This is a genomic window from Psychrobacillus sp. FSL W7-1493 (assembly GCF_038004905.1).
In the GTDB taxonomy this organism is placed as follows: domain Bacteria; phylum Bacillota; class Bacilli; order Bacillales_A; family Planococcaceae; genus Psychrobacillus.
Genome location: NZ_JBBOSB010000001.1, coordinates 2490849 through 2503797, shown reverse-complemented (window position 1 = coordinate 2503797; position 12949 = coordinate 2490849). Strand labels below are relative to the sequence as shown.

Here is a 12949-nt window from a genome sequence, read left to right as displayed (position 1 = left end):
GAATAGAAGTCAATCCATATAGAAAAGAGGAACAGATATAGTTATAAAAACAAAAACGCATTACCCATTTATCTATTTCTTCATTGAGCCGAATGTTGTCATTGTATATAAAATAGAAACTCAAAACTATTTAACAGCAACTGAATTTAGGAACTATGACTGCAAGATGTATGAGATTAATACACCAAATGAATTTGAAGAGTTTCACCATGAAAATTATCGACCTCTCCGTTCACGAACCTGGTTTATCAAGCAGGAAATAGTGACTGACATTGTAGAGAAAATAAACTCCTTCATTCAAGATTCTCTACAGTTACATCAAAGATCTAAAGGGCCTATTCATTTAGTTTCTTCGGAATCTGCAGCCGGGTCTCTTAAGGTAGGACTTCCGAAGCCACATACAGTCATCGCTATCCCAGATAACTTAACTTTTGGTCCGTTAGGAAAGTTAGATAAAAAAACAGAGCAAAAAATACGAGAAGAATGGCTATTTAATCATATAAATGACGAGCAACAAGAAGGAGATTATGCCAGTAAATTCAGCAATATGTTACGTCAAATAGATGATATTGTCGATTCAATCCCTATATATTTATGGTGTGGAAACAATGTGGCTGAACAAATAGGGATTCGATTTATGGTTTATTTATTGAGAGAGAAGAAAAATGCTATTTATTTGATAACTGAGGATAAAACAGCTATATCTTATACTGCCCATTTACATTCGGAGCAAATTAAAAAAATATTTGAACAAAACAAAGATGTTTTTCCACTTTCCTCAAATGAGCGTTCCACCTATATCGAAGAATGGTTCAAGTTAGTTGATAGTAAGGAAGTCTTGCGCATATGGAATGGCAGAGAAATAATAGGGGTTTCAAAAAATTATTATGATTTTCTCATTCAAGCAACTGCCGAAACGCTGCATAACAGTCAATCTGAAAAAGAGTTTCTTCCCGTAGGAGAAATCATAGCTGAAATACTTAATAAAGAGATAATAGATCCGTTCTTCTTAGAATACAGAATAAGACACTTAACTTACGATGGTACTTTTCACATAAAAGGTATTCCTAAATCTATGCACAGCTATAAAATAAAGCTCAAATAGTGATGCATTCGGAAGCTATCCAAAAATTCAAGATCTGCAAGTTATTAAATGAAACAAAAGGAGAAAAAATAATGAAAAAACTTTATATAAAGCAAAAGGTATTAAGTCTAAGTGGCAAGTTCACCATAAAGGATCAGCAGGAGAACGATGTATATTACGTAGAGGGCAGCTTTATGAAAATCCCAAAAACGTTCTCCATTTTGAATACCTCCAGAAATGAAATAGCGCTCATTACGAAAAAAATGTTCAGTTTTTTGCCGAAATTTTTTGTGGAGGTAAATGGAAAAGAAGTGCTAACGATTAAGAAGGAATTCTCTTTCTTGAAGGCTCGTTATTCAATTGATGCTGCTGGTATCGAGGTACATGGTAACTGGTGGGATATGAATTTCCAGGTGTTACAGCACGGAGAAGTGGTAGGGCAAGTGAGTAAGGAATGGTTCACATGGGGGGATAGCTATCAGGTGGAAATCTGGAAAGAGGACATGGAAGCCATCATCATTTCTCTAGTTATCGCAATTGATTGTGTAAAGGCTGACCAAGCAGCATCTTCATCTGCTTCTGCGTCGTTTTAAGCTTTAGAATGTCTATAAGCATTCCAAAATATGATTCTTGAATTCGAAAAACAAGAATCATATTTTGATAAAAAACCTTTAAAAACAGTGGTTACTATAATAATGCTTCAATATATTTTTCCATATCAATCGTATCGGTAGTAGGCTCAAAACGATGAAGAACATTACCGTTACGGTCCAAAAGAAATTTAGTGAAATTCCATTTGATAGAGTTCCCATGCATAAAATGTGGAACCTTTTCATTAATAATCGAACTCAATATTCGAGCTGAAGGATGAAAATGATTGAATCCTTTAAAAGGCTTCACTGCCGTAAGATAATTGAACAGAGGCTCTGCTTCACTATCTCTTACCTTTACCTTGGAGAACATTGGGAACTGTACACCAAAATTTATCTTACAAAACTGATTAATGTCTGCATTACTACCAGGCTCCTGGTCATCGAAGTGATTAGATGGGAATCCGAGGACAACAAACCCCTGCTCCTTATATCTGTCATATAATTTTTGCAAATCTTCATACTGATATGTAAAACCGCACTTGCTTGCAGTATTGACAATCAATACTACACTCCCCTTAAATTTTTCTAATAAAACCAAGTTACCACTGATATCTGGTAATTTAAAATCAAAATCATAGATACTCATCTTTTCTCCCCTATCTTCAAATAAAAAATTATAATAAGAGTCCTTAGACCTAATTCGTAAGACTCATATAATTGATTGTATTATAGTTCTTAAATAATTGCCAAACTATTGCTTGATAGGTTAGAAAATAGTGGAATTCATATTGAAACTACTAACCCATAAAAAGTGAGAAGTGGTAGAAGGAAATATAAAAATCTTGGTGTATTTATATTAGAAGAGTTTTTTTCAAGGTTTCGTTAAGGAAGGATTCTTAAAAAGTATGAAGAACACTTTATAGAAAGGTGATAAGCTTACCGGCTAGGAGGAGAATATGGGAAACAAATTGGGAGTTGTTCTGTTATGGGGAATTCCAGTTTTATTGATATGGAGCGTCCTAATGAGCGTTATACATATGATTAAATATAAAAAAAAGAAACGATTTATAGGAAGGCTATTAACCTTTATTAATGCTATTTATACTTATTTTTTAGCATCGTTTGCGGCTTGGTTTGGTCTTATATGGATATTAGTCGGACTATATGGCTTTACAGAAAAAGAGTTTTTCTTGCCATTCTTAGTCCTAGCCTTTGGTGTACTTTTAGTAGTTTGTTTTTTCCCTCGATATAATATGCCTGAATAAAATAATGGAGGAATTACAATGAATCGCATAAATATTATCACACTTGGGACAAAAGATATCGTCCGTGCTCATGAATTTTATAAGAAGCTAGGATTTGTTACTTCTGTAAGAGGACCAGAATCAAATCCACATATCATCTTCTTTAAAAATGAAGGTACTAAAATAGCTTTATATCCATTGGATGATCTTTCAAAAGACATAAATTCAGATAATCCACCGAATGTGTCCAATGGATTTACAGGCTTCACACTTGCTTATAACGCAAAAACGAAAGAAGAAGTAGATGAGTTAATGAAAATGGCCCATTTAGCAGGCGCAACTATCCAAAAAGCAGCTAAAGTAACAGATTGGGGTGGCTACGGTGGCTACTTTACTGACTTAGACGGTTATTATTGGGAGATTGCCTACGCAGATACATGGGAGTTTGATGAAAATAATATGTTAATTATTGAAGATTAGCATGAATAGGAGACTAAAATGGATAAGTTTGTTTTTATATTTGGACCTCAAGCAGTTGGTAAAATGACGGTTGGACAGGAGCTTGCGAGGGAAACAGGTCTTAAGCTGTTTCACAACCATATGACAATAGATTTGCTAGAGCCACTTTTTGGCTTTAGTGAGGAAATGTGGAGACTGACTCACCAGTTTCGAATGGAGATATTTCAATCATTTTTGAAAAGTAATCAATATGGAATAATCTTTACGAAGGTATGGTATTTTGACAAACAAGAGGATTGGGATGATATAGAGAATATCTGTAAAATGATGTCCTCCAAAGGTGTTTCCATTTATTTTATTGAGTTAGAAGCCAATGTGGAGAAGAGACTCGAACGAAATATGACACCACATCGATTAGAATGTAAGCCAACGAAAAGAAACGTGGAGCAATCAGAGCATCATTTACTAACGACAATGGGAAACAATAGATTGAATTCACTGCCTGGGGAAATAGATAGAGAAAATTATATAAGAATCGATAATACTTTTTTGAGTCCAAGTGAAGTGACACAAATTATAAGAGCTAAGTTTAATTTATAATAAGAAAATGAGGGAACATAATGTTAGAAACAGTAGAAGAGCTAAGTACAAGAGATCAGTGGACAGAAGCTTTTCCTTTAATGAATCAGCTGAGAACGGATTTAACCTTGGAAACATACATAGATTTATTGCAAGAAATGCAGAAGGATGGGTACAAGTTGTGTGCCCTCTATGTCCAAGAAAAAATGGTTTCTTTAATCGGATATAGCTGGCGAACGAACTTTTACAATAAACGTCATATATTTGTTTACGATTTAATAACTGATACCACACAACGTTCAGGCGGCTACGGGGAGAAATTATTAAAATACATACATGAATATGCTAAAGAAAATGGAGCAGAGTACGTAGCCTTAGAGTCAGGCTTACAAAGAAAAGAAGCGCACCGTTTCTATGAAAATAAATTTGAATACGATAAGTGGTGTTATTCCTTTAGAAAAACGTTGAAATAAACCAAAAAATGTCCTCCGATATAGTTTGGAGGACATTTTTTAAAGTGAAAAAATATCCGTTCATTTTGATTTATAAACCGTAAAGAAAACTAAGTCTAAAAATAAAAGCCTCCTTTAAATGACGGAAAATTATAAAATTGGTTAAATTCCATATATTGCTATGGTATGATTTGTCGTAAGGATAGCTAGCAAATAACTTTAAAGCACAAAGGGTAGGGGTTCAATGGAAAATATATTAGAAAAATTAAAAGAAATAAAGCAAGGAGAGGTAGGGGCCATACTTTATTCTCCTTTACACGATAAAAATATACTTTCTTTAAATGCAGATTTAAATGTTCCTCTAGCTTCAGCAGCAAAAGTTGCAATTGCTTTTTGTATTGTTAAATTGGTGGAAGAAAAGAAATTTAAATGGACAGACATTATACAAAATATAAAATTAAATCCTAAGGAAGATAGCGATATCCTTTATCCCCACTACCAAAATAGATCCACACTGATGCTTCATGAAGCAGTAGAAGTTATGATTGCCTGCCATGATAGTCATGTAGCGAATAGTATTGTTCAACTTTGTGGTGGTTGGACCTACTTGAATCAAAAGATTCAATCCTATTTTAAGGAAATCAGTGTTAGACAAAATCCAAAAGATTTAAGTAACGAAGGAAAGTTATCCCATATCTTAGAGTTGTTAAAATGTGTTATTAAAGGTTATGAATCAGAGCCTGAAGTATGGGCGCCGCTTGTTAATGGCCTAGTTAGACAAAGAGGAGAAATAAAAGAGATACCAAATCACTTAATCAATCATATGACCGGTGGATTAGATAATGTAGTAATAGATATCGGGGTAATTGGCAAATTCTCTAGTGGCATACTTTTATTTGTTATAGGAGCCAAACATTTACCAAATAGATTTGAGGAACAATGGGCAGATGAGAAATTAGAAGAAACTTTATCTTTAATCTTTAAGGAATATGGTAAGGGTATAACCGTTTAGGATTCTACTAGCTTGAAGAGGAGATTACTCATGATTGTAACCATTAGAGGAAAAGAACTTTACATAGAAGTAAGTGAGTGTACTAGTGACAAAGCAGTCTTATTTTTACATGGTGGACCTGGTGAGAGCTGCTTTGAATTTACTTATCATCAAGCAAATAGATTAGGTCATCAATTTAAGTTAATAGCAATGGACCAAAGGGGTGTTTGTAGATCGGAGGCTATTCATGATGGAGAATCATTTAGTCTTAATGATTTAATAGATGATTGCGAGGAGCTTCGCAAACACTTAGGAATTCAAAGATGGTCTATTATCGGGCATTCCTTTGGTGGTTATCTAGCTACTCTATATGCTCATCGATACCCTAATTTTATTGAAAAAGTAATTTTTGAAGCTCCTACATTTGATTTTGGGCTCACGGGAAAAGCACTCCTCTTAAAGGCGGCAGACTTATTTAAAAAATATCAACAGTCTGACCTACAAGAAAAGTGCCTGAAGCTCGCTAATTGTTCCTCATCACCAAAAGATATTGTTGAAGGGTTTACAGAACTAAGCACCTTTTTAGAGGATAAAAGAATGCATATATATACTTATAATTTTAGTAATCCCACAGATACCACAGTTTATACAGAGGACCAATGGGAAAGTTTTTATGATAAATCAGAGATACATTTTAATCGATTGAAAGAAGAAGGAGAAATTTTTACATCAGTTTTACACTTGCTAAAAGAAATAAAAATCCCATGCTTACTCATATTAGGTGAGCACGATGTGGTTACTTGTCCTGTACAAGTAGAAGCCTTTAACAGAGATGTTTCCCAAGGGGAAGTAGTCTTGATAGAAAATTGTGGACATTCTCCACATTATGAAACGCCGGAGCAATACCATGAACTTGTAACACGTTTTTTGATGAAATAAACTTTATGGAAAGTGGTGAAAATTAATGTTTGATATAGACTGCGGGGAAATATTACTTAGAGAGTTCTCAATTAATGATGTTGATGCTATTTATGAGCTGACATCACAACCAGAGGTTTACGAGTTTTTACCGGATTGGCGTTCGACAAGAGAACAACGAGCAAACTGGGTTCAAAACTATGAAATTCCATCAAATAAATCGTTTTTGTCAGCTGTTCCGAACATCGATGAACAAGATTATTTAAAGTTAGGAATTATTTTAAAGAAAACTGGCAAATTTATTGGTTTTTGTAATACAGGTTTGAAGGAGGGGCTACCCCATCCAAATCGTGAAATAGCTTATGCAATATCCAAGGATTATCAAAAAAGCGGTTATGCGACTCAGGCAGTAAAGGGATTAATTCATTACTTGTTTACAAAGACAAATGTTCAACAGCTAAATACGGTGGTTCTACCTTACAATTATGGATCAATCCGGGTCATTCAAAAATGTGGCTTTAGCTTGAAAGGTAACATCCAAATAGATGGTAAACAGCACGAACATTATGTACTTTCCCAGAGAGATTGGAAGCGTGGTCAATAGAAATGAATATTGTACCATCTATTAAACATTTAAAAAGTTGGATTAATCAATATGTACCGGAAAAAGATTTGTTCTTTATCAAAGAAGAGGACCTATTTGTTTTAGAGAAATATCTTCCTGAAGTACTAATCATACCGAAAAAAGAATTTTACGAGCATCCTTCCTATAATCATATTCAACTTGTGAATAGCTATGAATACTGGAATATAGATGATGATATTCAATTTGTTATCGTAGCGCAGCATGGTTGGTTTAATAAATTACCGAGTGAAAAGAAAAAAATATTGAATGCTAGACAGGTGGAAATAAATAGAGGATTAGTCTTACCTTTGCCTTCTCTAAATGAGAGAAATTCGTTAATAGAGAATCATGTAGTAATTAAAAATGATCAAGTATATATAGTATTACAAAGCCAAATGTGGAACTCATTATCTGATCAGCTGAAAGCAGACTTGCTATTGGAATATGCACAAGAATGGGATAGTTGGGATGGTTATGATGTTCCCCACAATGCTCCAATACACATAAGAAAGTTTGCAAATACTTTTCCTCATAATGCAGGCAGCAATTGCTTATCTGCTACGTTATATGCTGTCACTCAACAGGAGTGGATAATACACGAATGGGTCCATCCAAAGACATTTGAAGAAGGTATTAAAAGAGCAGGTTACTTCATCCACGAAGGTGACTTCCGGGAAACCGATATAGTGGCTTGGGTTAATGGCGAAGGAGTCATTCAACACGCTTCTTACTGCTTAGGTGATTATCTTTTTTTCAATAAAAACGGCCAAACTTTCTTTAACCCCTGGAAAATTGTTGAATGGTCTACACTAAATGAGGAATGGCAAAGGTTTACTACAAGGGTTTATAGAAGAAATAAACAATTATAAATCAAAAAGGGGCATTTAAATGAAAGTACTTATTTTAGGAGCCACTGGTTTTTTAGGATCTACCTTATATCAAAAGGCTATTGAGGACGAATCGCTAACCGTTGTTGGAACCTCTCGATTGTCAAACGCGGCAAAAAATATCATTCCTTTAGATGTAATGGACAAGCATTTAGTTGCACAGACAATAGAAAGTATAAAGCCGGATGTCGTCATATGGTGTCTTATGAGCATGGAAAACGAGGACCAGCTTATTGAAATTGGACTGAAAAATGTCGTAACACATTTGAGTGAAGACACCAAATTCATATTCTTATCTACCGATGCGGTGTTCGTGGATGGCAGGGGTGATTACGATGAGCTTGATCCAATTGGTTTGCTACCTTCCGAAGCTCGTCTAGCTATTTACGTAAATGCAAAACATGCCGGAGAACAATATTTGATGGAGAATCACCCAAACTATGTGATTGTACGCACAGGACCATTATATGGGGACAATCATTACATAGAAAGACGTACTCTCCAATTAATTGAGAATATAAAAGAAAGTAAACTATATAGCGCGTGGGAAAATGTATATAGATCTTTTGTGAATGTTTATGATTTATCAGATGCCTTGATAGAGCTAACTAAAAATAACGTGATAGGCATTCTTCATGCAGGTCCACCACAAAAAGAAAGCTATTATACATTTAATAAAAAGAGAGTGGAGCAGCTTGGATTCGACAGTACCTTAATTTGCCCAGTGATTGTTACAAAAGAAGAGAATCCCTACATTTCTCTAGATACCACTTTAAGGACAGATAAGATTTCTGAATTGCTACCAACCGTATTTAGGAATATATAAATTACGGAAAATCGATACATGCAGAGACGATGAATGTTCGACTAAAACAGCAAATACTCTCTAATACTAATTCAATAGACATATTTATCATAGGAATATTGATAGATGCTTTCCTTAACATACCACTCCGAAAATCCTCTTTTTTACTTGTTGGAAGGAAATTTCTTCTTTAAGTGGAATATGTCCCTAATCTATTAATGCAAATTAGAATGGGGGAAGATTATGAGGAAAAGGTGGGCAAGCCTTTTGATGGCTTGGGTCTTATTTGTGAGCATGTTTGGAATGGGGCAATTAGCTCAAGCAGAGGTAACAACAGAGGATGCTTTAAGTGAATCCATTTCGACAATCGTTCAAGAAAAACTGTCAGGTGCAAAAGTAAGTATTGCGATTATGGACCGGATGACTGGTGAAGTGGTGTATGACTATAATGGTGATACACCTATTAAACCTGCTTCCAATATGAAGCTGCTTACTACTGCCGCAGCGCTAGATGTTCTAGGAGAAAATTATCGTTTTAAAACAAGTCTGTATACGAGCGGTAAGCTATCTAATGGAGTATTAAAAGGAGATGTCTATTTACAGGGACAAGGCGATCCAACCTTAATGGAGGCAGACTTACGACAATTTGCTCAAGCATTGAAGGCTAAAGGAATTCAAACGATTGATGGAAGAATTGTCGGAGATGACAAGTGGTTTGATGATGAGTTGTTAACACCAGGCATATGGGCAAACGATGAATCGTATTACTACGCAGCTCCAATTTCTGCATTGACTACATCACCAAATGCTGACTATGATTCTGGAACCATTATTATAGATGTCAATGGTTCTGCAATCGGGAATGCTCCTACCGTAAAAGCAACACCCCATCTTGGAGATCTAGAAATTGTCAATCAAGCACAAACTGTAGCGGCTGGCCAAAGTAATACAATTACGATTGAAAGATCTTATCGAACAAATCAAATTGTCATAAGTGGCAATCTACCGATCGATAAGACTAAAAGAGAGTGGGTAACGATGCAGCACCCAACTACTCATACATTGACAATGTTCCAAGCCATATTAGAACAAGTAGGGATAGAGTATAAGAAACATAAATTGTTTAGAGCTGCCACTCCTAAAAGCGCTGAACTAATATCAGTAAAAGAATCTATGCCATTAAGAGAACTACTCATTCCTTATATGAAGCTAAGTAATAATGGTATTGCGGATATATTGGTTAAAACAATGGGCAAGGTCAACGGCAATCATGGAAGCACGAAGGCCGGCTTAAAGGTGATGGAGCAGTACGGTAATTCCATTAACTTAGATATGTCTAATTGGAAATTTGAAGATGGCTCTGGCATGTCTCACGCAAACTCAGTGTCCGGCTTGGCTATTAATGATTTACTTCTAAAGATACAACAGGAAGATTGGTTTGCCACTTATTTTAAAAGTTTACCAGTAGCTGCTCATCCTGACAGAATGGTAGGAGGCACACTAAGAAACCGTCTAAAAGATCCACTTACTTCAGGTAACGTTTTTGCCAAAACAGGTTCATTAACTGGCGTTAGTACGCTAAGTGGTTATATAGAAGGAAGTAGTGGGGAACAATATATTTTTAGTGTATTGGTACAAGATAAGTCAGGTACAGCTACAGTAATTGATGAAATTGTAAAGGAAATGGCTAGAGGACTATAAAATATTTAAAAACTAATAGAAAGGCCGGTAAACGAAAGTTTACTGGCTATTTCTATTGTCAAAATGAAAGTAAAAGTATCAAGTTAGAGAAGTGGCGCTTAATAGAATATATGATTTTGATTGACAGTCAAATCAAAAAGTGTGCTAACATACATATTTATGACGAATAATAATGAGATAATTCTAAAAAATCTAATTTTTATTTGATTTATTGCGATTAGTGAAATATATTAATAGAGTGCTTAATATGTTAAAAAAAGGGGATGAATGAAGTGAAAAAGAAATTATTATGGGTGTTTCTACTTACCTTAAGTATTTTGCTAGTTGCTTGCAATGAGGATAAAAATACTAAAGAGAGTTCAACGAAAGAGCCAGAAACTACTGAGGGGAAGGATTCTGCTGAACTTGATGAAGTACAAGAATTAAATCTTGTGGCAGGTGCAGAGATTCCATCAATGGACTCCGTTTTGGCCGACGATGCTGTGTCTTTTAACTACCTTAATAACGTAATGGAAGGGCTCTATCGATTAAATCAAGAAAATATTCCTGTGCCTGCAATGGCAGAAGGTGAACCAGAAGTTTCAGGAGATGGATTAACCTATACATTCAAATTGCGAGATGCAAACTGGTCCAACGGTACCCCAGTAACAGCAAAAGATTTTGTATTTTCTTGGAGAAGAGCAATTGACCCTGAAACAGGTAGCTCCTATGGTCCTTATATGATGCAAGGGTTAATAAAAAATGCAACTCAAATATCAATGGGAGAAATGGCAAAAGAAGAATTGGGCGTTGAAGCCGTGGATGATAAAACATTAAAGGTGACGCTTGAAAGACCAGTTCCTTATTTTATGTCCCTCATGTCATTTGGTACTTTCTATCCTCAAAATGAGGAATATGTAACTGAAAAAAGTAATTCCTATGCATCTAACTCAGATAACCTTATTTACAATGGACCATTTGTGCTTACTGAATGGGACGGGACAGGCTTATCCTGGTCATTAGAAAAAAATGCAACCTATTGGGATGCTGAAGTTGTCCAGTTGGATAAAGTTAATGTGGACGTAGTCAAGGAAACATCTACATCTGTTAACCTCTATGAGAATGGGGAAAAAGATCGTGTAGGATTATCAGGAGAATTTGCACTTCAATATGCAAATCATGAAGAGGTAATAAAAGAATTGAAACCTACTATCTACTATTTAAAGCTTAACCAAGAACGTGATGGTCAAAAAACAGCCCTTTCAAATGTGAAAATTCGTAAAGCAATTGCTATGTCTTTCAACAAAGAGGATTTGGCATCAGCTATACTGGCAAACGGTTCAATACCAGGTGATTTCCTAGTGCCTAAAGGACTGACATTCGATGAAAATAAAAAAGATTTTCGTGATATAAATGGAGATTTGACAAAGTATAACGCCGAAGAAGCAGCAAAACTATTTCAAGAAGGAATGGAAGAAGAAGGACTGACTGAATTAGAGCTAGAATTAGTTGGTAATGACAGTGAGCTTGCTAAAAATATGGATGAATATTTAAAAGCTCAGATGGAAGGAAATCTTAAAGGGCTTACTATTAAGCTGATACCAGTTACATTCAATGTGAAATTGGACAAGGATGCAGCGCAGGATTACGATATTCAAAGCACTGGCTGGGCACCTGACTTCCAAGATCCAATTACCTTCCTAGAATTATTTGTTACAGGTTCACCGCAAAATAATATGTCTTATTCAAACCCGGAGTTGGATAAACTGATTGACCTAGCAAAAAATGAACTTGCTTTGGAGCCTGAGGCACGCTGGGAAGCTCTAGCAAAAGCTGAAAAAATCATTATGGAGGAAGATGCTTCCGTCGCATCGATGTATCAGTCGGGACTCATGTCGCTACAAAAACCATACGTTCACGGAATTATATCTCATCCGTTTACAGGTGATTACAGCTACAAATGGGCTTATATTTCAGGAAAAGAATAATCCGTAAATGATGAGTGTATATCCATTAATGGGTATACACTTTTTTTCACCTCTTCTAGATTGCATATTTATTACAAGGGTGGAAAGGATAATAGTATTCGATTAAAGGAGGCCATACATACTTTGAAGCAAGAAAATAATGAAATTGCTAAATTAGGAAAAAAAGACTTTGCCACGAATACAGCTTATGGAGATCCCATTAAATTTACCAAACCCTCAATAAATCAAGAATTTAAGCAAGCATCCTCTCAAATAGCAGATAGTACACAAAAGCCAATGATGAATGACTCTGGAAAACAGAATACTTCCAAGGAATATACAACGGATCGGTCATACGGAGACCCTTTAAAATCAGATGTACCACCTATGAATTATACAGATAAAGCAGCAAACTCCATTATTGCAGAGAGTACGGAGAGGGCTAGTACAAAAAAAGCGAATGAGAAGGAAGACCCCACTAGTTTCACTGCATACGGAAACCCAGTGGGTTCTTCTAGCGAATCTATAAATGAAAACTATAAAAATGCTTCTGCAATAATTGCAAAAAGTACAGAGGATACTGGGCATGATGGGGCTAGAATCAAATAGTATAAATATATAACAGCATTTAAATTGAGATATAAAGGATTAAGGGGTAGGATGAT

The 12949-nt window shown here is 35.4% G+C and carries 15 protein-coding genes; 14 read left to right on the top strand and 1 reads right to left on the bottom strand.

Features of this window, described 5'->3' with window-relative positions; genetic code table 11:
* The first annotated feature begins 166 nt into the window (after nt 1-166).
* Nucleotides 167-1105 carry a DUF1835 domain-containing protein gene (locus MKX96_RS12785; protein WP_340883901.1) on the top strand — a complete coding sequence of 313 codons (939 nt, stop codon included), beginning with the start codon at nt 167-169 and terminating at the stop codon, nt 1103-1105.
* 71 nt (nt 1106-1176) lie between these two features.
* A complete protein-coding gene (locus MKX96_RS12780; RefSeq protein ID WP_340883900.1) occupies nt 1177-1677 on the top strand; it encodes an LURP-one-related/scramblase family protein in 501 nt (166 codons plus the stop codon).
* Between the two features lie 94 nt (nt 1678-1771).
* Here the strand turns inward: MKX96_RS12780 and MKX96_RS12775 are convergent, their stop codons facing one another.
* Entirely contained in the window at nt 1772-2323 is a 552-nt protein-coding gene (locus MKX96_RS12775) for a glutathione peroxidase (protein ID WP_340883899.1), read from the bottom strand.
* A 310-nt stretch (nt 2324-2633) separates the two neighbouring features.
* On the opposite strand from MKX96_RS12775, the gene MKX96_RS12770 reads away from it, so the two are divergent.
* The 12 genes from MKX96_RS12770 to MKX96_RS12715 all read left to right on the top strand — a co-directional run bounded on the left by MKX96_RS12770 (nt 2634) and on the right by MKX96_RS12715 (nt 12893).
* Nucleotides 2634-2942 (top strand): hypothetical protein, encoded by a 309-nt coding sequence (locus tag MKX96_RS12770; protein ID WP_340883898.1) that lies wholly within the window; start codon nt 2634-2636, stop codon nt 2940-2942.
* 18 nt (nt 2943-2960) lie between these two features.
* Nucleotides 2961-3401 (top strand): VOC family protein, encoded by a 441-nt coding sequence (locus MKX96_RS12765; protein ID WP_340883897.1) that lies wholly within the window; start codon nt 2961-2963, stop codon nt 3399-3401.
* Between the two features lie 18 nt (nt 3402-3419).
* Nucleotides 3420-3980, top strand: coding sequence for an AAA family ATPase (locus MKX96_RS12760; RefSeq protein ID WP_340883895.1), 561 nt, complete (start codon nt 3420-3422; stop codon nt 3978-3980).
* A gap of 20 nt (nt 3981-4000) precedes the next feature.
* The gene (locus MKX96_RS12755) at nt 4001-4432 is read left to right on the top strand and encodes a GNAT family N-acetyltransferase (RefSeq protein ID WP_340883894.1); all 432 of its coding nucleotides are present in this window, start codon (nt 4001-4003) and stop codon (nt 4430-4432) included.
* 223 nt (nt 4433-4655) lie between these two features.
* Nucleotides 4656-5423: a serine hydrolase gene (locus MKX96_RS12750; protein WP_340883893.1), complete on the top strand. Its 768-nt coding sequence runs from the start codon at nt 4656-4658 to the stop codon at nt 5421-5423.
* A 30-nt stretch (nt 5424-5453) separates the two neighbouring features.
* The gene (locus tag MKX96_RS12745) at nt 5454-6341 is read left to right on the top strand and encodes an alpha/beta fold hydrolase (RefSeq protein WP_340883892.1); all 888 of its coding nucleotides are present in this window, start codon (nt 5454-5456) and stop codon (nt 6339-6341) included.
* Nucleotides 6342-6366: 25 nt separating this feature from the next.
* Nucleotides 6367-6924 carry a GNAT family N-acetyltransferase gene (locus MKX96_RS12740; protein ID WP_340883891.1) on the top strand — a complete coding sequence of 186 codons (558 nt, stop codon included), beginning with the start codon at nt 6367-6369 and terminating at the stop codon, nt 6922-6924.
* Between the two features lie 2 nt (nt 6925-6926).
* Complete coding sequence (locus MKX96_RS12735) at nt 6927-7814, top strand: hypothetical protein (protein ID WP_340883890.1); 888 nt, start codon at nt 6927-6929, stop codon at nt 7812-7814.
* Nucleotides 7815-7833: 19 nt separating this feature from the next.
* Entirely contained in the window at nt 7834-8658 is an 825-nt protein-coding gene (locus tag MKX96_RS12730; protein WP_340883889.1) for a sugar nucleotide-binding protein, read from the top strand.
* A gap of 222 nt (nt 8659-8880) precedes the next feature.
* Nucleotides 8881-10338 carry a D-alanyl-D-alanine carboxypeptidase/D-alanyl-D-alanine endopeptidase gene (dacB, locus tag MKX96_RS12725; protein ID WP_340883888.1) on the top strand — a complete coding sequence of 486 codons (1458 nt, stop codon included), beginning with the start codon at nt 8881-8883 and terminating at the stop codon, nt 10336-10338.
* Between the two features lie 263 nt (nt 10339-10601).
* Entirely contained in the window at nt 10602-12305 is a 1704-nt protein-coding gene (locus MKX96_RS12720; protein ID WP_445678194.1) for a peptide ABC transporter substrate-binding protein, read from the top strand.
* Between the two features lie 123 nt (nt 12306-12428).
* A complete protein-coding gene (locus tag MKX96_RS12715) occupies nt 12429-12893 on the top strand; it encodes a hypothetical protein (protein WP_169358698.1) in 465 nt (154 codons plus the stop codon).
* Nucleotides 12894-12949 lie beyond the last annotated feature (56 nt).

What these genes read in the sequence shown, in the direction of transcription:
- MKX96_RS12755 (WP_340883894.1), top strand. Translation starts at nt 4,001, where the DNA reads ATGTTAGAAACAGTAGAAGAGCTAAGTACAAGAGATCAGTGGACAGAA.
- MKX96_RS12740 (WP_340883891.1), top strand. Translation starts at nt 6,367, where the DNA reads ATGTTTGATATAGACTGCGGGGAAATATTACTTAGAGAGTTCTCAATT.
- MKX96_RS12775 (WP_340883899.1), bottom strand. Translation starts at nt 2,323, where the DNA reads ATGAGTATCTATGATTTTGATTTTAAATTACCAGATATCAGTGGTAAC.
- MKX96_RS12735 (WP_340883890.1), top strand. Translation starts at nt 6,927, where the DNA reads ATGAATATTGTACCATCTATTAAACATTTAAAAAGTTGGATTAATCAA.
- dacB (WP_340883888.1), top strand. Translation starts at nt 8,881, where the DNA reads ATGAGGAAAAGGTGGGCAAGCCTTTTGATGGCTTGGGTCTTATTTGTG.
- MKX96_RS12720 (WP_445678194.1), top strand. Translation starts at nt 10,602, where the DNA reads ATGAATGAAGTGAAAAAGAAATTATTATGGGTGTTTCTACTTACCTTA.
- MKX96_RS12730 (WP_340883889.1), top strand. Translation starts at nt 7,834, where the DNA reads ATGAAAGTACTTATTTTAGGAGCCACTGGTTTTTTAGGATCTACCTTA.
- MKX96_RS12760 (WP_340883895.1), top strand. Translation starts at nt 3,420, where the DNA reads ATGGATAAGTTTGTTTTTATATTTGGACCTCAAGCAGTTGGTAAAATG.
- MKX96_RS12745 (WP_340883892.1), top strand. Translation starts at nt 5,454, where the DNA reads ATGATTGTAACCATTAGAGGAAAAGAACTTTACATAGAAGTAAGTGAG.
- MKX96_RS12770 (WP_340883898.1), top strand. Translation starts at nt 2,634, where the DNA reads ATGGGAAACAAATTGGGAGTTGTTCTGTTATGGGGAATTCCAGTTTTA.
- MKX96_RS12765 (WP_340883897.1), top strand. Translation starts at nt 2,961, where the DNA reads ATGAATCGCATAAATATTATCACACTTGGGACAAAAGATATCGTCCGT.
- MKX96_RS12780 (WP_340883900.1), top strand. Translation starts at nt 1,177, where the DNA reads ATGAAAAAACTTTATATAAAGCAAAAGGTATTAAGTCTAAGTGGCAAG.
- MKX96_RS12750 (WP_340883893.1), top strand. Translation starts at nt 4,656, where the DNA reads ATGGAAAATATATTAGAAAAATTAAAAGAAATAAAGCAAGGAGAGGTA.
- MKX96_RS12785 (WP_340883901.1), top strand. Translation starts at nt 167, where the DNA reads ATGTATGAGATTAATACACCAAATGAATTTGAAGAGTTTCACCATGAA.